19 protein-coding genes, 1 pseudogene and 1 riboswitch are annotated in these 20,820 nt (G+C 62.6%); of the genes and pseudogenes, 10 read left to right on the top strand and 10 right to left on the bottom strand.

What is annotated here, in order from left to right; genetic code table 11:
* Positions 1–435: 435 nt before the first annotated feature.
* Positions 436–1,416 carry an SDR family oxidoreductase gene (locus EFB14_RS00395; RefSeq protein WP_126821781.1) on the bottom strand — a complete coding sequence of 327 codons (981 nt, stop codon included), beginning with the start codon at positions 1,414–1,416 and terminating at the stop codon, positions 436–438.
* A 161-nt stretch (positions 1,417–1,577) separates the two neighbouring features.
* Positions 1,578–2,132, bottom strand: a complete 555-nt coding sequence (locus EFB14_RS00390; RefSeq protein WP_126821779.1) for a DUF308 domain-containing protein — start codon at positions 2,130–2,132, stop codon at positions 1,578–1,580.
* A gap of 140 nt (positions 2,133–2,272) precedes the next feature.
* Here EFB14_RS00390 and EFB14_RS00385 point away from each other — a divergent pair, with 140 nt between their 5' ends.
* Positions 2,273–2,860: a TetR/AcrR family transcriptional regulator gene (locus tag EFB14_RS00385; protein WP_126821777.1), complete on the top strand. Its 588-nt coding sequence runs from the start codon at positions 2,273–2,275 to the stop codon at positions 2,858–2,860.
* An 87-nt stretch (positions 2,861–2,947) separates the two neighbouring features.
* Positions 2,948–3,760, top strand: coding sequence for a class I SAM-dependent methyltransferase (locus EFB14_RS00380; RefSeq protein WP_126821775.1), 813 nt, complete (start codon positions 2,948–2,950; stop codon positions 3,758–3,760).
* 566 nt (positions 3,761–4,326) lie between these two features.
* Here EFB14_RS00380 and EFB14_RS00375 read toward each other — a convergent pair.
* The 3 genes from EFB14_RS00375 to EFB14_RS00365 all read right to left on the bottom strand — a co-directional run bounded on the left by EFB14_RS00375 (position 4,327) and on the right by EFB14_RS00365 (position 10,751).
* Positions 4,327–4,857 carry a dihydrofolate reductase family protein gene (locus EFB14_RS00375; protein WP_126821773.1) on the bottom strand — a complete coding sequence of 177 codons (531 nt, stop codon included), beginning with the start codon at positions 4,855–4,857 and terminating at the stop codon, positions 4,327–4,329.
* Between the two features lie 144 nt (positions 4,858–5,001).
* Positions 5,002–6,984, bottom strand: a complete 1,983-nt coding sequence (locus tag EFB14_RS00370; protein WP_126821771.1) for a CHASE2 domain-containing protein — start codon at positions 6,982–6,984, stop codon at positions 5,002–5,004.
* Positions 6,984–10,751: a FecR domain-containing protein gene (locus tag EFB14_RS00365; protein WP_126821769.1), complete on the bottom strand. Its 3,768-nt coding sequence runs from the start codon at positions 10,749–10,751 to the stop codon at positions 6,984–6,986. The genes EFB14_RS00370 and EFB14_RS00365 overlap by 1 nt, the downstream gene beginning before the upstream one ends.
* Before the next feature lie 128 nt (positions 10,752–10,879).
* On the opposite strand from EFB14_RS00365, the gene EFB14_RS00360 reads away from it, so the two are divergent.
* The gene (locus EFB14_RS00360; protein ID WP_125843759.1) at positions 10,880–11,419 is read left to right on the top strand and encodes a Pycsar system effector family protein; all 540 of its coding nucleotides are present in this window, start codon (positions 10,880–10,882) and stop codon (positions 11,417–11,419) included.
* 153 nt (positions 11,420–11,572) lie between these two features.
* A pseudogene (locus tag EFB14_RS33850) lies at positions 11,573–11,668 on the top strand (endonuclease domain-containing protein); the annotation flags it as partial.
* Here EFB14_RS33850 and EFB14_RS00355 read toward each other — a convergent pair.
* Entirely contained in the window at positions 11,634–12,122 is a 489-nt protein-coding gene (locus EFB14_RS00355) for a RidA family protein (protein ID WP_126821767.1), read from the bottom strand. The pseudogene EFB14_RS33850 and the gene EFB14_RS00355 sit on opposite strands and share 35 nt — an antisense overlap.
* Entirely contained in the window at positions 12,116–12,841 is a 726-nt protein-coding gene (locus EFB14_RS00350) for an SDR family NAD(P)-dependent oxidoreductase (protein WP_126821765.1), read from the bottom strand. Before EFB14_RS00350 ends, EFB14_RS00355 begins: the two co-directional genes overlap by 7 nt.
* Positions 12,842–13,027: 186 nt before the next feature.
* Between EFB14_RS00350 and EFB14_RS00345 the strand changes: the two genes are divergently transcribed.
* The gene (locus tag EFB14_RS00345) at positions 13,028–13,930 is read left to right on the top strand and encodes a LysR family transcriptional regulator (RefSeq protein ID WP_126821763.1); all 903 of its coding nucleotides are present in this window, start codon (positions 13,028–13,030) and stop codon (positions 13,928–13,930) included.
* A gap of 142 nt (positions 13,931–14,072) precedes the next feature.
* Positions 14,073–14,849 carry a DUF1194 domain-containing protein gene (locus EFB14_RS00340; RefSeq protein WP_126821761.1) on the top strand — a complete coding sequence of 259 codons (777 nt, stop codon included), beginning with the start codon at positions 14,073–14,075 and terminating at the stop codon, positions 14,847–14,849.
* Positions 14,850–15,147: 298 nt separating this feature from the next.
* Here EFB14_RS00340 and EFB14_RS00330 read toward each other — a convergent pair whose 3' ends face one another.
* Positions 15,148–15,837 (bottom strand): VOC family protein, encoded by a 690-nt coding sequence (locus EFB14_RS00330; RefSeq protein ID WP_126821759.1) that lies wholly within the window; start codon positions 15,835–15,837, stop codon positions 15,148–15,150.
* Positions 15,838–16,006: 169 nt separating this feature from the next.
* The gene (locus tag EFB14_RS00325) at positions 16,007–16,441 is read right to left on the bottom strand and encodes a 6,7-dimethyl-8-ribityllumazine synthase (protein ID WP_126821757.1); all 435 of its coding nucleotides are present in this window, start codon (positions 16,439–16,441) and stop codon (positions 16,007–16,009) included.
* A gap of 80 nt (positions 16,442–16,521) precedes the next feature.
* Positions 16,522–16,664: riboswitch (FMN riboswitch) on the bottom strand.
* Positions 16,665–17,038: 374 nt separating this feature from the next.
* Between EFB14_RS00325 and EFB14_RS00320 the strand changes: the two genes are divergently transcribed.
* Complete coding sequence (locus tag EFB14_RS00320) at positions 17,039–17,485, top strand: SRPBCC family protein (RefSeq protein WP_126821755.1); 447 nt, start codon at positions 17,039–17,041, stop codon at positions 17,483–17,485.
* A 185-nt stretch (positions 17,486–17,670) separates the two neighbouring features.
* The gene (locus tag EFB14_RS00315; RefSeq protein WP_126821753.1) at positions 17,671–17,994 is read left to right on the top strand and encodes a GCG_CRPN prefix-to-repeats domain-containing protein; all 324 of its coding nucleotides are present in this window, start codon (positions 17,671–17,673) and stop codon (positions 17,992–17,994) included.
* A 74-nt stretch (positions 17,995–18,068) separates the two neighbouring features.
* Here the strand turns inward: EFB14_RS00315 and EFB14_RS00310 are convergent, their stop codons facing one another.
* A complete protein-coding gene (locus tag EFB14_RS00310) occupies positions 18,069–18,293 on the bottom strand; it encodes a hypothetical protein (protein ID WP_125850460.1) in 225 nt (74 codons plus the stop codon).
* A 415-nt stretch (positions 18,294–18,708) separates the two neighbouring features.
* Between EFB14_RS00310 and EFB14_RS00305 the strand changes: the two genes are divergently transcribed.
* Both EFB14_RS00305 and EFB14_RS00300 read left to right on the top strand, forming a co-directional pair.
* Positions 18,709–19,266 (top strand): dihydrofolate reductase family protein, encoded by a 558-nt coding sequence (locus EFB14_RS00305; RefSeq protein WP_183605226.1) that lies wholly within the window; start codon positions 18,709–18,711, stop codon positions 19,264–19,266.
* Between the two features lie 337 nt (positions 19,267–19,603).
* The gene (locus tag EFB14_RS00300) at positions 19,604–20,728 is read left to right on the top strand and encodes an adenylate/guanylate cyclase domain-containing protein (protein WP_126821749.1); all 1,125 of its coding nucleotides are present in this window, start codon (positions 19,604–19,606) and stop codon (positions 20,726–20,728) included.
* Positions 20,729–20,820 lie beyond the last annotated feature (92 nt).

Genomic DNA, 20,820 nt, shown 5'->3' with positions numbered 1-20,820 from the left:
GGCAATTGAGCCGCGAGTGCAAATCAGAGAAAACGGCCGCCTTTCGGCATTGCTCCCTGCGGTCCTGCTGTCATCTCTGCTCACATCATCGTGCTCTGATGAGCTGGGCGGCTAGAACACTGTCGAGAAAATTTCGAAAGGTTTCTATTGGCGGGCGGACAGGGAAAATTCATTGCTGCGTCCGCAGGCCATGCCTTGCTATTCAAGCCAGCTTTGTGGACGAACCATGTCGACCAATACATTGCTGCCTTGCCAAAGGGGTAAGTCCACCAGGTTTGCGACGTGGCGATCGCAAGGGTCTTTCCTCCGACTTTGCCATGTCGCTCAGGTGAGCGAATTTTAGGACACATATTTGTCCGCTAGGGCCAATAGTGGTCGAAGCGTCACGGCAATTTTGTACCAACCGCGGACACCAAGCCCCCGCAACGAACCAACCTAGCCAAGAGCACTTTGCTCCGCGCAAATCCTGTCGATCAGGGCATCAAGCTCACCTCTCAGCGGCCGGCTCTTCGCCAGTCGTTGCTTGAGGTGCATGATCGGCTCGGTCAGGATGTCTTCGAGGCTCTCGGCGCAGGTGAAGTCGCCCGCCACGCGCTTGACCTTCGAGTTGTCGAAAATAGCCGTCCAGGCCTTGTCGCCGAGGAGCGGGCCTATCCAATCCGGATTGTACTTGATCAGGGTGTCGGTCGGGACGTGGACGATTTTTGCTTCCACGCCCAGCAATCGTGCGATCGTCTTCTGGATATCGTCCCAGATGTGGGCGCGATCGGAGGTGATGTGGAAAATCTCGCGGAGTGCTGCCGCCTTGCCGAAAAGGCCGACGAAAGGCACGGCGAAATCGACCGAGCGGGTCAGCGTCCAGGGCGTGTGGCCGTCGCCTGCGACGATGGTGGGCTCGCCGTCCAGCATGCGTCTTGCCATGACGTCGCTGTCGCCCATCATGATCGGCAGGCCGGTGCGGACGGTGTGGCTGGGGCGGACGATCGTCCAGGCGAGATTGCCGGACGATTTGAGCCGTTCCTCGCAGGCGATCTTGGCCTGGCTGTAGGGCCAGTAGGGGTTGATCGCCGGCGTCTCCTCGGTGATCACGTAATGACGCGGCGGCTTTTCATAGACAGAGGCCGAGGAGATGAAAACATACTGGCCGCAATTGCCCGAGAAGATCTCGATGTCGCGCGCCATCTGATCGGGCGTGAAGGCGATGAATTGGCATACGACATCATAATTGGCCCTGGCGAGATCCGCGTAGGCGGCCGATCCCAGCTCGCCGATGATCGAGGTCACCCCCGCAGGCAAGGGGGCGCTTCTCAGGCCTCGGTTATAGACGCTGACGTGATGGCCCTCGGCAACAGCGCGCTCGACGCATGGATAGGAAATCTGGCCTGTGCCGCCGATGAAAAGGACTTTCAAAGCCATGGAGTGACCTCAGTGTCTGATGGGCGGGATCTGTGGTCACTCTTCATAGCGCGAAAGAACTGGACCGTCTCCCGCAAATCTCGTGCGCCGCAAGCGGAGAATGAGCGATGCCCGGCCTTTCGGCGGCGGTTCAAGCCCGCCGCCGCAGGACTGGGCAGCGCCTATGCTTGTGCTTTGCGATAGGCTGCGACGACGAGCCAGATTGCCGACAGCAGGAAGTAGAATGCGCCGAAGCCTGCATAAGGGACGATATCAAGGATCGTCGGTACCGCGGTGCCAAGCGATTGGCTGATCATGAAGCCGCCGGCAAGGGCCGATTGCGCGCCGCTCAGGATCATCACCCATTGGGCGCCGTAGGTGCGCCAGCGCCTGACGCCCGTATAGAGCTGCAACACGCCGGAGAGGATCGCCCAGACCCCAAACACGGCCAGGACGGCGTAGGTGCTGTTGCTGACGGCAATGACGACGGCGAGCGCCGTGATCAGGCTCACCACCACGTTCAATGCCTGGGACGGATTGGCTTTGAGGCCGCCGTTTACCCGTGCGTCGACGAGATTCGCGAGTGCATCCCACACAGGGTAGATGACCAGCAGAAAGGCGGCGGGGCCGGGCTGCCCGCCGAGGAGAACGGCGGCGGAAATCCAGATCGACGAGAACGCGGCGCGCGTGAAATAATAGGATCGCAGCCAGTTGGACTGAGAGGAATGGCTTTGCATAGGTAGGTCCTTGTTGATTAGCCTACCTACTAGTAGGAAGTTAAAAGGAGCAAGTCAACACGGCGCCCGAACACCTCATTGTGAGTGCAGGGAATGTGGAGCAGGCTTGACAATCTGCCTACCAAAAGGTAGGCGACGCTATGAAATCAACGGCTTCGACTTCCGACAAAATCCTCGACATTGCCCAGTCTCTCATCGTGGCGGGAGGCTATAACGGCTTCAGCTATGCCGATATCTCGGCGGCGATCGGCATCCGGAAGGCAAGCATCCACCATCATTTTCCGACCAAGGCCGAGCTGGTCTCAGTGCTGGTGGATCGCTACAGGAAGCAGGCGGAGGCGGGTTTGCAGTCCCTGCGCGAGCAGGCCGCAAGCCCCGCCGATCAGTTGCAGTTCTACGTCAACTATTGGCAATCATGCATTGAGAACGCCTCGCAACCCTTCTGCGTCTGCGCGATGCTCGCGAGCGAAATGCAGATGCTGCCGGAAGAAGTCGCATCCCGCGTCCGTGCGCATTTCCAGAGTCTCTCCGGGTGGCTTACCTCGGTACTGCAGGCCGGAGTGGAGCAGGGGCTGTTCCGCCTGAACAAGCTGCCGGAAGAGCAGGCCCAGATGCTGATGGCCTCGGTTCACGGGGCTATGCTCTCTGCAAGGGCCTTCGGCGAGCCCGGACTGTTCATCGCAATCGTTGCCCCTGAGATCGCGAGGCTGGGGGTAGCGGATCGCTAGCGGAACTGTCGGCCCGCTCGAAAACGATCCCTGACACGCAATTCCATGCTAGTCTCGCGTGCCGCCGGCAGATGGAGAGCGATGGCAATGTTGGAGACGGACAAAGTGTTTTCCGGCTCGGTTCCGGAAAATTACGACCGCTATATGGTGCCGTTGATTTTCGAGCCCTACGCCGCGGATCTCGCAGGGCGGGCCGCGTCCTTTTCGCCGGGCGCCGTTCTGGAAACCGCGGCGGGCACCGGGGTCGTCACCCGTGCTTTGGCGCCAAGGCTGCCCTCCGGCGCAAGCTATGTCGTCACAGATCTCAACCAGCCGATGCTCGACCACGCCGCTTTGAGACAGGCGCCCGACAGCCGCATCCAATGGCGCCAGGCGGATGCTCTGGCGCTGCCGTTTGAAAACGCGGCCTTCGATCTCGTTTGCTGCCAGTTCGGCGCGATGTTCTTTCCAGACCGCCCGGCTGCCTATCGCGAAGCAAGGCGGGTCCTGAAATCGGGAGGATGTTTCTTGCTGAGCGTATGGGATCGCATCGAGGAGAACGTCTTTGCCGATGACGTGACGAATGCTCTCGCCAAGATTTTCCCCGACGATCCGCCGCGCTTTCTGGCTCGCACGCCGCATGGCTACCACGACAAGGACCTGATCCGCTCGGAGCTTATGGGAGCTGGCTTCTCCCATGTGTTGATCGAAACGAGGGCCGAACAAAGCCGCGCATCTTCACCCCGCATTCCGGCCGTTGCCTATTGTCAGGGAACGCTTCTTCGCAACGAAATCGAGGCGCGGGACGCGACGAAACTCGATGCTGCGACCGACTATGTCGCGTCCTGGATTGCGGAAAGACACGGCAGTGGCGAGGTTGCCGCCAAAATTCAGGCGCATGTCATCGTGGCCGTGGTCTAGCTATTGGAGCCAAAGAAAATTGACAGCGATGGCGCGTTCGCTTCGGGCCGACCGGAGCCGTTCATCGGAGACGAGCAGCAATGTTCCTTTCTGCAGGAGAAACCACCGCGATTATTTATTGCGGGTTGACGAGATCATCGGGATCAAACCTGTAGATCGGACTGAGACTTGCTTTCGCACATCCAGAATGAGCCCAAAACGTCTGAGTCGGCTGATTTTCTCCGACAAACCAGAGGTTTGATACTTCGATATGCACGGCTTTGACGTCTTCTTCTTCTATGGATTTAGCGCAAAACCAACAGCTGAATTCGGGCAAACGTAGCTTCCTATGATTAAGTCGGCTTGAGACCTGATAGCGGACAATGCGGCGCCAGAAGCGGCCACTACACACACCGGCCGCACTGACCGATCTGGGCCATCCGTCGACCGACAGCTTCCGGAGGGGAGCAGTTGGCCCTATGCACACGCCACGTCGCCGGGGCTTCCGCTACAGCGGGTCGTTTTCGTCGCGTTGCCCCCCACCAATATCAAACTTCAATGTGGTTTCCATCCCGCGGATCGCGAGATCAGGCAGGAACGTAGGTCAGCCTGATCACGTGCTCGTCGATCCGTTCGCTGCCTGTCAGGCGCAGCGGCGGGCGGGGGCCGGCGAAGAATGGCTTGCCGCGACCACGCACGACGGGGCAGAGGTAGAGCCGATACTCATCGACGAGACCAAGTTCGGTCAGGCTTCGCGCCAGGTCGGGGCCGGCAACTTCGATCTCGCCGTCGCGCTTGGCCTTCAACGCGCGGATCGCGCGCTCAAGGTCGCCCTGCACGAGCGTGGCGTTGGGGCCGACGGATTCCAACGTGCGCGAGACGACCCATTTCGGCTGGCGTTGCCACGCCGCCGCGAAGGCCCGCTCATCCGCATCCCATTCGGGATGATCGTCGTCCCAGTAACGCATAACCTCATACATGCGGCGGCCATAGACGCTACCGGCTAGGCCGCGCACTTCCTCGATGAAGTGGCGGAAGAGCGTGGGGCCTGGCGCAAAATCCATATGGTCGACGTAGCCGTCCAGGGACTGCATCATTCCGAAGACGAGCTTTGCCATGCCCTCTTTCCCCCAGGCGCCGAGCCACGCCAGTTCTGACTGGGTTAAAGGATAGCCGCACTGGTTTTATATTACAACTCGCTTTGGGAATGTGTGCGAAAGCGCTTGGCCTGTCCGATCAATCGGACGCTCGAGGGATGATCGTCATTCCTTGCCGTCGGCGGCCAGTGAATCCCGGACGATGGCGTAATAGGCGGCGAGTTCGGGAATGTCAGCGGCGAGCGTCTCGAAGGCGGGGTCGGATGGCGCAAGCGAGCCGGCATATTTCGTCTCGATGAAGGCCTGATGGGCGGTCAGCGCTTCCGCGTCGGCCTTGTGCACGACGGTAAAGACGGGCGAGGGCACGGTGCGGCCCTTGACGATAATGCGGTCGAGTTCGACGACGATGTAGGTCTCAGAGACCAGCCTTGCGGTCTCCTCGCCGAGCAGCAGGGCCACGCCGTAATTCTTCGAGGCGCCTTCGAGGCGGGAGGCGAGGTTGACGCTGTCGCCGAGGCAGGAATAGTCGAAGCGGCGGGTCGAGCCCATGTTGCCGACGATGCATTCGCCGGTGTTGATGCCGACGCCCATCTTCAGCACGTGCGGCTTGCCGCCGCGTGCCGCCGCTTCCCGCTCCAGCCGGCTGTTCAACCTTGATATCGCCGCCTGCATGGCGAGCGAGGCGCGCACCGCGTGGAGCGCGTGGTCGGGATCGTCGAGCGGCGCATTCCAGAAGGCCATGATGCAATCGCCCATATATTTGTCGATCGTGCCGCCGTGATCCATCACCACGTCGGATAGCGGCGTCAGCAGCTGGTTGATCAGGCCGGTCAGCTGCTCCGGATCGTCCTTCATGGTTTCGGCGATGGTGGTGAAGCCGCGAACATCGGAAAACAGTACCGAGAGCGTGCGCCGCTCGCCGCCGAGTTTCAGCTGCGACGGGTCGTTCGCCAGGCGGCGGACGAGGTCGGGCGAGATGTACTGGGCGAAGGCGCGGATGATCTGCCGCTTGTTGCGGCGCTCCTCGGCATAATCAAAGGCGGCCTGGCCGAAGGCGACCGAGATATAGGCGACGACAGGCCCGAGCGGCGAGACGAAGACATGGGCAAGCCGGATGCCGGCGAAGCTGACTGCCGCGAAGGCGAGGAGGGCGGCCGCGCTGGTGACAATCGTCAGCCATCCCGTCGAGCGCCAGACGGTGGCGGCGGCAAGCAGCACCGATATCAGGATGCAGGCGGCAACCGTGGGCAGGCGGGCTTCGGCGATCGACAGGCCACGGCGGATATTGTCGTAGATCGTCGCCTGGACCTCGACGCCGGAGACGAGCTTGCCGGTGTGAACCGTATAGGGTGTCGCGAAGGCGTCGACGCCGCCCTTGTCGATTTCAGGCGCGTTCTGCAGGCTGAGGCCGACGAGCACGACGCGGTCCTTGAAATAGCCAGGCGGCAGCAAATTCTCGGGGTCGAGGGCCTGGTAATAGGAAACTGTGGGATAGCTGCGGGCCGGGCCGAAGGATTGGATCAGCCGGCCGGCGGGCAGGGATGCCTGTGCCGCACCCGACGCGTTTGCCAGCATGGCGGCGAAGCCGTCTTCATAGCCCGGAATGCGGCGGAAAATGCCGTCGCCGCTGAGATCGATCGAGGCGATGCCGGTCACGGCGCCTGCTTGCGTCAGCTGCGGCAGCGGTGTCGCGCGGATCAGCTGCGAGGCCTGCGGCGTCTCGATCAGCGTTTCGTCGCCGGCGAGCACGATATCGGGGCCGACGGCCTTGGTGATCGCCGCGTCGTTACCGGGGTTCGAGGGCTCGGCCATGATGATGTCGAGGCCGATGACGCGGGCGCCGGCCGCGCGAAGCTGGGTGACGAGTTCGGCATGAAGGCTGCGCGGCCAGGGCCATTGCGCGTTGATATCGGCAAGCGAGGGCTCGTCGATCGCAACGATGACGGGCCCGCCCGGCGGCGGGCGCGGGTCGTCGACGGTCGAGAGATAGTCGAAGCTTCTGAGCTCCAGCAGCGACCAGGCGGGCAGCCGCGACAGGAGCGAGATGGCGATCAACACCGCGAGCGACAGCACCAGCAGCCTCAGGCGGCGGCCCCCCGTCTGCCCGCCGCTCAGCCCGGCCTGCTGAGGGTTGCCCTCTGTGCGCATCAGAAGCGGACTTTGAGCGTGCCCTTGAAAGCGCGGCCCCAGCCGGGCACGCCGGGCGTGATCTCGAACTCCTCGTCGAGCAGGTTATAGGCAGCGGCTTCGAGCGCGATGCGCTTGTCGAAGGGTTCCCAGATCAGGTGTGCGTCGAGGCTCCAGTAATCGTCGAGCTTGGTGCCGAGATCGTCGCCGTCGCGCTCGCCGATATAATTTGCCGCCACCGTCGCCTTGACCTTGGCCTCGTTGACCCAGGTCAGCGCGATCTGGCCCGAGTTTTTCGGGATATAGGGCAGGGAACCGCCGTAATTCGGCTCCAGCGGATCCTTGTTCTCCGATTCCATATACGCATAGGTGGCGGAAAGGCCGAAACCATAGCCGAGCGCCACGTTGCCGGTCACGGCGGCGCGGTCGATGCTGCCGCGCGACAGCGGCAGGCTGTCGGCCGCCGGCAGCGCGATCAGTGGCAGATCGATCGAGAAATCATGCAGTTCCTGGTGCTGGTACTCGACCGAGGTGAAGAGGCGGTCGGTCCATTCGGCATCCCATTGCAGCGCCACGGTGTCGGTATAACCTTCGGTGCCGACCGAGAACTGGTTCGGCTGCAGGCCGAGGATACCGATAGGGGCCAGTGTCGGCACACCTGTGTCGACGCTCTGGCGCATGAAGGCGGCGCGCAGCCAATGGTTCTGGACGGGCGACCAGGCAAGGCCGAAGCGCGGCTCGAACCGGCTGACATCGACGCCGTCGCCCGACATGCGCGTGCCGAACAGCGCATATTCGCCCTTCAGATCGGGCGTGATCTCGTGCAGCACGTCGATGTAGGCGCGGGCGATGTTGACGCGGCTGCTTGCTTCGAATGGGCCGAAGGTTGCTTCATCGACAAAGCCCGGTATGAGCGTATCGAGATGCCGGAAAGAGTTGCTGTTCGCGTCGGTCCAGCCGCCCTCGACGCCATATCGCCATGTCAGCGTGTCATCGCCGATGCTGTGACTGATCGCAGCGATATAAGTCTTCGATGCGGTTTTCTGTCGTGTTTCAGCATAGGGAACCAAATCCGGCGCGGGAGCCCCGGTAAGAGCCGAAGCATCGAAGGTGAAATCGTAGTTCGTCTTCACCTTGGTGTCGGAATAGAGAAGCGCGGTATTGAGCACATTCCTGTATGCGAAAGTATGGCTCCAGCCTAATCCCGCATTGGTTCTTTCCGCCTCGTCATATCTGTTGCGATAGAGCGGCAGGTCCATTGTCGGCAGAAGAAGGCCCAATGGTATGAAGAGCTCGTCATTGAGGCGATCGGTCAAAGCGGTGTTGGTCGTCAGCGCGTTCAGCGGCCCGTAAGTCTTGCCATAATTGACGAAACTTACGATGCGATCGTCAGGTGTCAGCGTTGCGGTCAAATAGCCGTTGCCGCCGAGGATCTTGTTGTTGTTGGAGAAGCCGCCGAAGTCGCGGTAGTCGCCGTCAAGGGCAATTTCTTCCCAGTTCAAATTGCCAAAGAAGCTGATCGGGATGGTCGAATTCGAATAGCCCTGGATTTCCGCTTCACCGATGCGGCGCGTGTGGCCGTCGACGCTGTTGATGCCGCCGCCGAGCGAGCCTTCGATGAAGGGCACATCGAACAGCGTTGCGGAGCGTGAACGGCCGGACAGCATGTGCGGAGAGAGCAGCAGGCCCTGGATGAAGGACGAGTAGCTCGACGCGTTGCCACGGTTCTGGATGACGTTGTCTTCGCTGAAGCTCGTCGCATTCACGAAAGGAAAGATGCTGCCCTTGATCGATTGGTCGATGTAACCGCTGCCTTCGAAAGGATCGAAAACCGCGTCGCCGTAATAGCGGCCCCAGGCATCCAGACCCTGCAGGCGGAAGGCGTCGTTCAGGGTCGAGCCGGCGCTTGCATTGGCACCGAGCCCACTGTAATCGCCGCCGCGGGCGCGCGAACGGCGCAGGAAGTCCTGCGCGTTGCGGATCGCGCCATCGGCATCGTAATCGTCGATATCGACAGCCGTGCGGAAGGCGGAGATGACCGGATCGTCATCATCGATGCGGTTGGCGTTGTCGAGCGCCTGCTCTGACGGAATCCGGTCGCCCTTTTCGTAGTGGGCCGCGGCAAGCATCAGCTGCGATTGCGAATGGGCGGGATTGGCGGTGCTGGCGGCGAGCAGATCTTCCAGCGCCTTGTCCTTCTCGCCGCTTTGCAGGTAGTAGCGGCCGCGGGCAAGCAGAGCGATATCGAAGGAGGGGTCGAGCGCGATAGCCGTGTCGATCTCGCGCTTGGCCTCTTTCATACGCGCCTGGTCGAGATAGAGGATCGCGAGGTTCGCGTGCGGCACCGGGTCCTGCGGATCGAGTTCGATCGCCTTCTTGAAGGCTTTTTCCGCTTCGTCATTGGCATCGCGCGAACCCTGCAGCAGGCCGAGCGAATTCAGCGTGCCTGACGCGCCGGGGGCAAGCTCGATGGCGCGGTTCAGATCCGCAAGCGCGCCGTTGATGTCGCTCTCATAGACTGCCCTGTAACTGGCGCGGGCGGAGAGCGCCATCGGATGATCGGGGTCGAGCGCCAGCGAGCGTTCTATCGCTTCCTTCATCTGCTCACGGTCATCGATGAGCTGCGCCAGCTGGGCGCGGATCGCCGGCAGCGTCGGGTCATCGGGATAGCGCTGTTCCGCCTTCCTGATGATTTCGAGTGCTGCGCGCGGGTTTTCCAGGAAGCCCGCTGTATAGGCCTGCATGATCGCGCCATAGGGGCCGGCGGTATTTGCCGGCGGATGTTCGGCATGGGCGGGATCGGCCAGCGACCGGGCGAAATAGCCGCCATACTGCGCCATGTTGCGGCGTGTCGGGTCGAGATGCGGCAGCGCCTTCTGGAAGAGCTTCGCGGCATCTCCATAGCGCTTTTCCGAACCGGCGATGGTGGCGTCGAGCAGGTCGACGCGGGCCTGCTGGGCCACCGTCAGCTTGCGGCCGCGGATATTCTGCAATGTTGCGGCGGCAGTCTGGCGGCCATCGAAGGCGCTCTGCACTTCGGCAAGTTCCAGCCAGTCTTCGGTCGTGCGGCGTTCGGGCGGCAGGGCCAGCAGACGGCGGCGTTCGGTCGCCATGCGGTCGGCCCGCAGCGGCGAAGTCGGCATCAGGCCGAAGCCGTCGCGCAGGTCCAGATAGAAGAGCATCTGCTCGCGATCGTCGGGATTGACGTCGATGAGCTTGTGCGGCGCCTGGCCGATGGTGGCAACGGCCCCTTCGCCCTGGTTCACCTCGACGCTGCCCTGCGGGTTGCTGAGCGCGACGCGGCCTTCCAGCACGATCATCGAGGTCTGGTCGCCCTTGACGGTCATCGTCCAGTCCGTGCCGCGGATAGCCGCCGCCGCCGCGGGGGTCTCGACCGTCAAGCCCTGGCCGCCGCGCTCGGCGCGCGCCCAGATGGTGCCGGATTGGAGATTGAGGATCGTGTCGCCGCTCACCGCCATCTTCTTGACCTGCAGCGAGGAGTTGCGGCCGAGGCGGACCTGCGTGTGGTCGGAAAAGACGATGGCGAGCTGGCCGTTGGCATTGGTGCGCAGCACGTCGCCGGTCAAAAGATCCTGGTGCAGATCGACGACGCGCCAGTTGGACACGTCGATGAAGCGGACCTCCTCGCCGGTCTTGCGGGCGATGACGGAGCCGGCGACCGGCGTTGCACGCTGCACGGGATCGGCCATCGCCGACGATGCGAAACAAGGCAAAGCAAACGCCAACGCCAAGCCGGCGCGGCCGATGTTATTGGAATAACCCCGCATGATCTCACCCCTAACCCCACCTCCCCTTTGTCCATGTAGAGTGAAAAAGTCAAGCGCTGTGCACACGTGTTCTTGATTTCGTTTCAAAGTGTACTATCAGGGAAACACTTCTGGGGTGGAGTATTCATGTGAGCGATTTCGAAAATGCAACTGATGTTATGCTGAGCGAGCCGTCGAGCGGCGATATCGGCGTCGAGTATTTCGACCACATCAAGAAAATCAACGACATATTCTACGATCAGATCAAGATATCCGATCAGAAGGCCGCCTATATCTTTACTTTTATGCTCGCCTTTTTGGTAAGCTCCAGCGAGGTGAGGGCGGTCTTCAGCCCGGCGCGCTACATCGCAGGCTCTCCGGGGGGCGTGCTGTTCTCCGGCCTGCTTGCCGCGGCCTCGGTCTTTTCCATCCTGTCGGCGATCCTCGTCGTGCTGCCGCGGCGTTTGGGCGCCTCGACCTCGCTCTTCTGGGGCGCCTGGCCCGATCATCGCGACCTGTTCTTCGACGCGGCGCTGAGGCGCGACGAGCGCTACCTTTTCGACCAGTATCTCGAAAACGCCAACATCCTCTCGACCATCGCCCGCAACAAATACCGCTGCGTCACCTTTGCGTTTCGCGGGTTGATGGTGAGCGTGATTGCTTATGTGCTCTTGCTGGCGGCGGTGTGAGGGGTGGGTTGCTCAACGACAACGACGGAGCATGGCGTTGCCACGAGTCTCTTCTACCCAGCGGGGAGAAGATGCCGGCAGGCAGATGAGGGGGTTAGCGGCAAAGTCGCGAATGCGCTGAGTGTAAAGTGAAGGGCAGTGAGGGTGTGCCCTATGGCCCCCTCATCCGACCCTTCGGGCCACCTTCTCCCCGCTGGGGAGAAGGGAGTCGCGATCAATCCTCGACCTCGAGCACAAGCTCAACCTCGACCGGCATGCCGAGCGGCAGGCTGGCGACGCCGAGGACGACGCGGCCGGAGAGTTTTTCCTCGCCGAAGACCTGGAGCAGCATTTCCGATGCTCCGTCGGCGACTTTCGGGTGGTCGCGGAAATCGCCTTCGGTGGCGATGTAGACGCCGAGCTTGACGACCTTCACCACCTTATCAAGCGAGCCGAGATAGTCCTTGGCGGCGGCAAGGCCGCTCAAGGTTGCCGTTTCGGCGGCCTTCCTGCCGTCCTCTGATGTCAGCGTGCCGCCGACGCGGCCGATATAGCGAGGCTCGTGGCCGACGACCGGCAGCATGCCGCTGAAGAAGACGAGCTTCCCTGATCTGACCGCCTCGACATAGGCCCCGAAGGGTGTCGGCGGCGGGGGAAGGGTGATGCCGAGTTCCTGCAGCCGCTGTTCCGCACCGGCTGCCTGCGCGTTTCCATGGTTTACCATCTGCCCAGATGTGCGCCGCCGTCGACGTGCAGCACCTCCCCGGTGACACGCGGAGCTTCCGTCAGGAAGAGGACCGCATCAACGATTTCGCCGACATTCGATATACCTGCCATCGGCGACAGCGTGCTCAGGAAATCCTTCGGATTGTCCTTGTGCAGCGGTGTGTCCACCACACCGGGAGCGACGATATTGAAGCGAATTTTCTCGTTCGCATATTCCATCGCCAGGTTCTTGGAGATGGCGTTGATGCCGCCCTTTGTCATCATCGACACCGAAGCGGAGAAGCCGGCGATCGGATGATCGGTCAATGGCGTGGTGATGCTGACGACGCTGCCGCCTGACTTCTGCGCGACCATCTGCCGGACGACCAGCTGGGTCAGATGGATGAAGCCTTCGAGATTAGTCGAGGACAACGTCGCAAAGTCGGTCATCGTGAAATCGACAAACGGCTTGGCCAGGAAAATGCCGGCATTGTTGACGAGGCCGTCGATCGAGCCGAAGCGGTCGATCGCGGTCTTGGCGACCCGTGCCGCGGTTTCGGCGTCGCCGATGTCGCCGTCGACGAGGGCCAGCCGGTCGGAGGCCTGAAAGGCGTCCGAGGCGCTGACTTGGCGTGACGTGGCGACGACATTGTAGCCGCGTGCGATGAAGGCGTTGACGAGGCCTGCGCCGATACCCTGGGAGGCGCCCGTAACGATGACAGTCTTTCCGGTAGTCATGTTGAACTCCATGATCTGGTTCGGGCAACGTCGAGCCTGATCGGCCGAGTCGCTCGAGATGGGGCGCCGCGATCGCGCCCCATCGGGTTGTGATTTGTTTTCGCAAGGTGAATATGGCGAAAACTCCATTCCCCGATTAGATGGAAATATCTGGATTCTCTTTTGCATCAGTGCAAAAGTGATGGCATGCCCGATTTGAACGACATCGCCGTTTTCGTGAAGGTGGCGCAGTATGGCAGCTTCAGCCGGGCGGCCCATTCCCTCGGCATGCCGGTCTCCACAGTCAGCCGGAAGGTGACCTCGCTCGAAGAGCAGCTCGGCGTGACGCTGCTGCAGAGGACGACGCGCAAGCTCAGCCTCACCGCGCAGGGGCGGGCCTATTATGACAGGTGCAGCGAGCCGCTCGCCCATCTCATCGACGCCGAGCAGGCGCTGACGGAAACCCAGAGAAAGCCGGAAGGCCTGTTGAAGATCTCCGTGCCCGTCATTTTCGGACAGGAGGTGTTTTACGAATTCGTCTCGTCCTTTCTAAAGGCCTATCCCGAGATTCAGGTCGATCTCTTTGTCACCAACCTGTTTCTCGATCTGATCGCCGAGAATATCGATCTCGGCATCCGTTTCGGCGAACTCAAGGATTCCTCCATCGTCGCGCAGCGGCTCGGCAAGAGCGTGCGCTATCTGGTTGCCGCGCCCGACTATCTCAGGGGCAGGATGCTTCCCGCAAAGCCCGAGGACCTGAAGGACCACCAATGCGTCCTCCTGAACGGCCGCAACGGCGAGGCCGAATGGCATCTCGTCAGCGGCCGCAAATCGATCGACATGCGTGTCTCGGGGCCGGTGTCGAGCCGGGATTTCGAGGCGGTCAGCGCCTTCACCTATCGCGGCCACGGCATCGGGCTGCTGCCTTCCACCTATTGCGAAGAAGAGATCAAAAGAGGCGAGCTCATCCGCCTGCTGCCCGACTGGTCGTCACCGGAGATTTTCGTGCACGCCGTCTATCCCACCCGCCGATTCCTGCCGTTGCGCCTGCAGGTTTTTCTGGACGCGCTGAAGGCGTGGAAGAACCCTTTGTGGCTGCCTTTGCATTGAGGGCGTCCGGATTGGCGCTAAGGGGCGCAGGCACTCCCGACTTCACCGAAAATTGAAGCCCGGCAGGCGGCCCAGCGTCCCGTGCCGGTCAAGCTGTGTTACAGTTTCCTCGCCTGGGAATGGCGTAAGGATTGGATAGCCAATGCTGACGACACTTGCGGTGCTGATGGGTCTTTCCGGCGTCGTCCCGGTCGCTGAGATCGGGAGAAGCGAGGTCGATGTGGCGTTGGTGCTTGCCGTCGATACCTCGCGGTCGATGGATTTCGAGGAGATCGGCATCCAGCGCCAGGGTTATGTCGAGGCGCTCAAGCACAAGGAATTCATCGATGCGGTCAAAGGCGGGCTCACCGGCCGCATCGCCATCAGCTATTTCGAATGGGCGGGCTACGTCGTCCAGGATTCGGTGATCGACTGGCAGGTGATCGAGACGGAAGCGGATGCGCTCGCCTTTGCCGACAAGCTGGAGGCCCGGCCGGTCGCCACGCAGCGACGCACCTCGATCTCCACCGCCATCGCTCAGGGCGCCAGCATGATCATCGCCGGTCCCTTTCAGGGAAGGCGGGAGGTGATCGACGTTTCCGGCGACGGCCCGAACAATTCAGGCAATCCCGTGACGCCTGCCCGCGACAGGGCGGTGGAAGCCGGCATGGTCATCAACGGCCTCGCCATCATGCTGCGGCCTTCCGATGCGCCCGATGGTCTCGACAAATATTACGCCGATTGCGTCATCGGCGGCCCCGGCGCCTTCGTGCTGCCGGTCCACAAGATCGAGGATTTCGCGATCGCCGTGCGCCGCAAGCTGGTGCTTGAAATCAGCGGCCTTTCGCCGCCGGCGACGGTGCAGGAGACGGCGGGGGCCGCGCCCGCGGCCGATTGTCTGGTTGGCGAGAAGCAATGGCGGGATTTTTTCGAACGGTGAGCTGGTGGTTTGCAGGTGGGCCTGCGCGTCTTGGGACGAGAGGAGAGGGTATGCCGTGGGACACCCCCCTCTGCCCTGCCGGGCATCTCCCCCACAGGTGGGGAGATCGGCAGGAGGCAATGCCTCGCCCTGAATTTACGGTTCATGTGACGGCCAGTTGTTTGGGGAAGCCAGCGCGCCCAGCCAATCTCCCCACCTGTGGGGGAGATGCCCGGCAGGGCAGAGGGGGGTGGCCACGGCACACGACGGCCTCACCCTGAGGAAGGGTGAGGCGAGTGCTCTCTACGTCTGCCGTCACCTACAATGGCAACTCCCGGCCCGCGCGTTCGCTGACCATGTATTCGGCGTACCAGTCCGGCCAGTTGTCGTCGTGTTTGCCGCCGTTTCGTTTCTCGTGTTCGCCGTGGGCGGTGGCGGCGCGGCGCAGGGCGGCGGCCAGGTCGCTTGAGGTCGAGAAGGCCGTCTCGTCGGCGTCGATGCGGCCGGGCAGGCGGGTGGTGACTTCCTGGAACAGCCAGCCATTGCCGTCAGGGTCCTTGAACGAGGCGAAGGAACGGTAGCTGCGGTGGTCGGGATCGCGGCCGACGATGCGCAGCCGTCCGAAGAGATAGGGCTCGTCCTTGCCGGCATAGACGCCTGCGGCGTCGTGGAAGACGTCGCTTACCTCGACACCGCGGGCGATGAGATCGCGGCGGGCGGCCTCGATGTCGGAGACGACGAGGTAAAGGCCCTGGGCGGAGCCGGGGGCGGCGGCGGTGATGTTTTTCCCGAAGATGATCGCACAGCCGGAGCCGGGCGGCGTAAACTGGATCACCCGGAAATCGGCATCATTGGCGAAATCGGCGTCGAGCCGCCAGCCCAGGCCGTCGTAAAAACGTTTGGCACGGTCGACGTCGGAAACGGGGATGACGACCACTTCGAGCTTGGTGTCGACCGGTCGCGTTCTCGGGGTTTCAATGGGGGTTTCACTGCGCATAGCATTGCTCATCTTCAGCTCCCTTGAGGGTTGGACGCATTAAGAATGGCGATACATGTCGAGGGTGAGTGGACCACAGCGCGGCGGGGGCGTCGAATCAATTATTCTGTCCGATGCGGCCGGCAGGGCGAGGGATCGAGACGGCGGGAACTGTTCCCGCCGCCTTCCCGTCGCGTCGCCATCAAGCGGCAAGAGCGGCGCGCGTCTTTCCGATCATCAGGGCCGCGCGGGCGGCCTCGCGGCCCTTCTCGACGAAGTGGGCGCGGTAGATCTGCTGATGGTGCTCGGTTTCCTGATAGTGATGCGGCGTCAGCGAGACCGACAGCACCGGCACGCCCGTATCCATGCCGGCGCGCATCAGCCCGTCGACGACGGCCTGGGCGACGAAGTCGTGGCGATAGATTCCGCCGTCGACGACCAAGGCGGCGGCGATGACGGCGCCGTAGCGGCCGCTCGCCGCAAGATCGCGCGACAGCAGCGGCATTTCGAAAGCGCCGGGAACGTCGAACACATCGATCTGTTCAGCGGGAACAAGCTGTTGGAAACCTTCGAGCGCACGGTCGACGATATCGGCGTGCCAGCCGGCTTTGACGAAGGCATAGCGGGTGGGTGTCATGGTCATCTCCTTTGGCGTACAGACACGTCACCCAAGGCGATCACGAGCGTTCACCGGCTGCCGGTAAGGGCAGCAGGAACGCGCGTTCTCTTTCATCCGGACTATGACCGTCGGCTCAGGCATCTCACCTGATCTGCTGACCCTTCCAAGGAAGGCGCTCGCGGGCTCGCAATCGAAATCGCATACCGCCGGTAGGGACTTTCACCCCGCCCTGAGAACGGCGCGAACATAGGGGCAGGGCGGCGGGCTGGCAAGAGGTGGGAAATGCCTTGTGGGCGGCGAGAGGAGATGGTGTTGAGGGATGCAAGAAGTGATGTTGGCGCGCGTCCTTCGAGGCTCCGGCCTTCGGCCTACGCACCTCAGGATGAGGAGCGTTGGAGGGTGCCGCGCCCAGGTGAGGTCGGTTGGAGGATGCTGCGCCGACGCTCACGAGAGCCTCATCCTGAGGTGCCCCGCAGGGGCCTCGAAGGGCGAGGCGGGTGCACGCCCTTGCTGAGCGTCTCCTTGCGCCTAAATGCTTCCCGTGGGGAGATCCATGTCGAAAAAGCATGTCGTGCCGCGTCATAGTAGGCAGAGCAGCAACCACGGGAGAATGTGATGCAAGACCCCTTTGTCGTGCGCCGCGAGGCGCATATCGCGGCGCCGCCTGCTGCGGTGTTTGCGCTGATGACCGATCCGGAGAAAATCCTGCGCTGGATGGGAACGGAGGCGCAGATCGAGCCTGAGCCGGGCGGGCTCTATCTTGTCAACGTCACCGGCGCCCGCTTCGCGCGCGGCTCGTTTCGCGAGGTGGTGCCGGTTCATCGCCTGGCCTACAGCTTCGGCTGGGACGGCAGCGAGGTGGTGCCGCCGGGCTCGAGCCTGGTCGAAATCGACCTGATCGAGCAGCCGGACGGAACGCTGCTGCGGCTCACCCATAGCGGCCTGCCGAGTGCTGAGCAATGCGCCGGCCATACAGAAGGCTGGGTGCATTATCTCGGGCGGCTTTCCGAGGTCGCCGCCGGGCGCGATCCCGGTCCGGATGTCTTTGGCGGCAGGAAATGAACGGTTTTCCGAGGGTGTCACCGCGTCCGCAACCGACTGTTATTGCGCAAAAAAGCAGCCGGGCGGCGTGCCGCCCGGCGGTCCGGACAGGCGCTTTTTCGCCCGCAAACATGAACATGCAATTCATCCCCGGTTCAATTTGGCAGCCCTAAGGTGCGCCTGGCTGGATTGAATTGGAGTTCGTTATGAAGGCACTTTCTATCGCGGCTGCCTTGCTCGCTGGCAGCCTCTCGATTGGCACAGCTGAAGCGATGCCGGTCGGGTCAATCAACGTTCAGAGCAATATCGTCAAGGCCGACTATGAGTGCGGCCGCGGCTGGCACATGACGGGCTGGGGTGAGTGCAGGCCGAACTGGCGCCGCCCGCCGGCGGTGGTCTTCTACGGCGGTCCGCCGCGCTGGGGCTGGGGCGGGGGCTGGGAACGGCATCATCGCCGCGACTGGGATGGTCCAGGCTGGCGCGAGGGGCGGCGTTGGGATCGCGAACGCCGTTGGCGGGATGACGACTAAAGGTCTCGTTCAGAGACAGATCGATGAAGCCGGCGCCATGGTTCGCCGGCTTTTTCATGAGCGCCTGCGGGCGTTCAGATCTGGCTGACCAGCCAGTACTTGCCGTCGATCAGCTCTTCGAGCTCGACCGGATCCTTGACGCCGAACTCGAACCATTCGACGAGTTCCCTGGCTTTCCGCTTGCTCTCTTCGGCAGTGAATTCGATCCCGTAACGCGTGCACCATCGCCGAAGGATCGACGTCAGCAGCGTCATGTCATTTCCATCAAGCGGATCTTTCGGCCAGTATGTCGTGCCCATCGCAACCCCTCAATCACACGAGACAACAGGCGCATAATGGAATCAAATCCGCGCAAGTTTAAAGTGTTTTTTTCTTTGTTTTCCACCGTGATGAACGGTTTTCCACAGGGTTGTTTGGCGGTGGGGTTGACAGGAGCTGCGGGGGATGGCGGCGGGCGCAAGAGCCGAAAGGAAGCAGGGATCGCCACGAACTAAACGAGCTCGCGCCTCGTCGGCTCGAGCATGGTTCGGCCCCTTGTGAGATAGGGCAGTACCCAAAATCCGTATTCGGGATGTCGGCGTCAGCGTCGCTCGAGCGTCCTTGGGAACATCAAGACCGTATGAACGAGCTTTTGCATCAATAGCCCAGCCGCAGAGCGAATTCCCACCGCCCCAGTTTGGAAAAAGACCACAGGAGATAAAAGTGTCTAAATCAGTGCTCTTCATGTCCATGTCACTGGACGGGTATATCGCCGGGCCCAACGATGAAGTGGGCAATCCCGGCGGCGACGACTTTATGCGGCTGCACGAGTGGTACGGGGATTTTTCCCGACCGACCGGACCGGTCGGACAATTGTGGGACGAATGGAACGCGCCAGGTGCGATTCTGGCGGGTCGGCGAACCGTGGAGCAGGTCGATCACTGGGGCGGTGACAATCACGGTGTCCCGATCTTCGTACCCAGTCACAGGCCGCCCGGGCCATCCGTCGCGAATTATCCGTTGGTCAAATACGTGAGCGACGGGATCGCGAGCGCAATGGCGCAGGCGAAGGCCGCCGCCGGGGACCGGGACGTGTTGATGCTTGGCGCGTATACGGCGCAACGGGCGCTGGAAGCTGGCGTGCTCGACGAACTGCAAATACACCAGGTTCCAGTCTTGTTCGGAAGTGGCCGCCGAATGTTCGAAGTCTTGCCATCGCGCGTCGAGTTGGAGATTGTTCGGGTGATCGATACACCCGAGGCCACGCACATCCGCTACCGCGTCCGCCGCTGAGCCAGCCGTCACTCGCTTGTGGTCGCCAGCATCAAGGCACGGAGGGACCTATGGACTATCGGCTCCTAATCAAGCGGCTCGACATGCCCGCCCTCTTCGACAACCGAAGTCCGCCGACACGCTGGCCGATTTCCAAGCCGCTTCACTCGCGCCTAACATTCGCGGTTGGTGCCGGCGACGCTGATTGCCCGTAACGGTGTATTCCCGTCATTTCAGGGCGAGGATGACGACGCGGGTTTTGCAATGGGCTGCCAACAGCCTCCGGACGACGGCGGCGTCCTGAAGGGCTACGGGAACGTTCGCTTGCGAACGTCCCGAGGCGGTGCGATGCTGGGGCATGGATCTGCCTTCCTCCCTTGCTTGGCTGGTTGACGAGGCGGCCGCGTCGCCCGGTCCAGAACGATTTCTGGCCGAGCTCGGGCGCCGGCTGCTTTCCGATGGCCTGCCGCTTGCGGGCGGCGCGCTGACGCTTTCGGTGCCGCATCCGATCATTGCGCGGCGCACCTGGCTGTGGCGGGCCGAGACCGGGGCGGTCATCGAGGCGCTAGGCTTTGCCGCGGCTCCCGAAAGCGAGGCCGGGCGTGATTGGCTGGCCGGGCTCGGGCCGGTGTGGGAAGAGAGGATCGGGCCTTCCGAGGATGGCCTGCTGCTTGGCTGGGCGGGCATTGCCAATGGGGCAGGGGTTTTCGCTGCCGATGATGCGGCCCGGCTGCGCGACGTCGCGCGCTTTGCCGGCGCACCGCTTGCAGCCCTTGCTGCGCGCGAGGCGCGGGCGGCACTGCTCGAAGCCTATCTCGGCCGGCGCAGCGCGGCCCGGGTGCAGGCCGGCGCGCTTGCCCGCGGCACCGGCGAGACCATCCGCGCCGCCCTTCTCTGCGCCGATCTGCGCGATTTCACAGCACTTTCCGAGGTGACGGAGCCGCATGCGATGATAGCTGCGCTCGATGCCTGGTTCGACCGCGTCGCCGGCGCCGTGCACGCCTTCGGCGGCGAGGTGTTGAAATTCATCGGCGACGGCGTGCTGGCGATCTTTCCCGTTGCGGGCGCCTCCGCCGAGCCGGGAGCGGAGGGCGCGAGCCAAGGGAACAATATTGCCCGAGGGGATCGCGATGCCTGCGAGGCGGCGTTGAGGGCCGTTGCCGCCAGCCGCGCCGGCATGGCCCATTTCGACCAGCTGCGCCAGGCCCAGGGGCTGGCGCCGCTGCCCTTCGGCGCGGCACTCCATTTCGGCGAGATCCTCTGGGGCAATATAGGTGCAGCCGACCGGCTTGATTTCACCGCCATCGGTCCGGCGGTCAATCTGGTCAGTCGGCTGGAAGGGCTCTGCAAGCCGCTCGGCCGCAGCGTGCTGATCTCCGGCGCGGTGGCGGCGAACACGCAGACCGCCCTGACGCCGCTCGGCGAGCACGCCCTGCGCGGAATCGCCGAACCTTGCGCCGTCTTCGCCCTGCCGGAGGGTTGAGCCAGCCCAAGGATATTTTCCCGAAGTGCGCAAAAGAAACATGATTGTTAAACTCCGCTTTTTTGGCTAAAGCCTCTGCGCATCAGAGGGGA

This window comes from Rhizobium fabae, assembly GCF_003985135.1.
In the GTDB taxonomy this organism is placed as follows: domain Bacteria; phylum Pseudomonadota; class Alphaproteobacteria; order Rhizobiales; family Rhizobiaceae; genus Rhizobium; species Rhizobium pisi.
The sequence above is the reverse complement of the archived record's forward strand: the minus strand, read 5'-3'. Positions and strand labels throughout refer to the sequence as shown.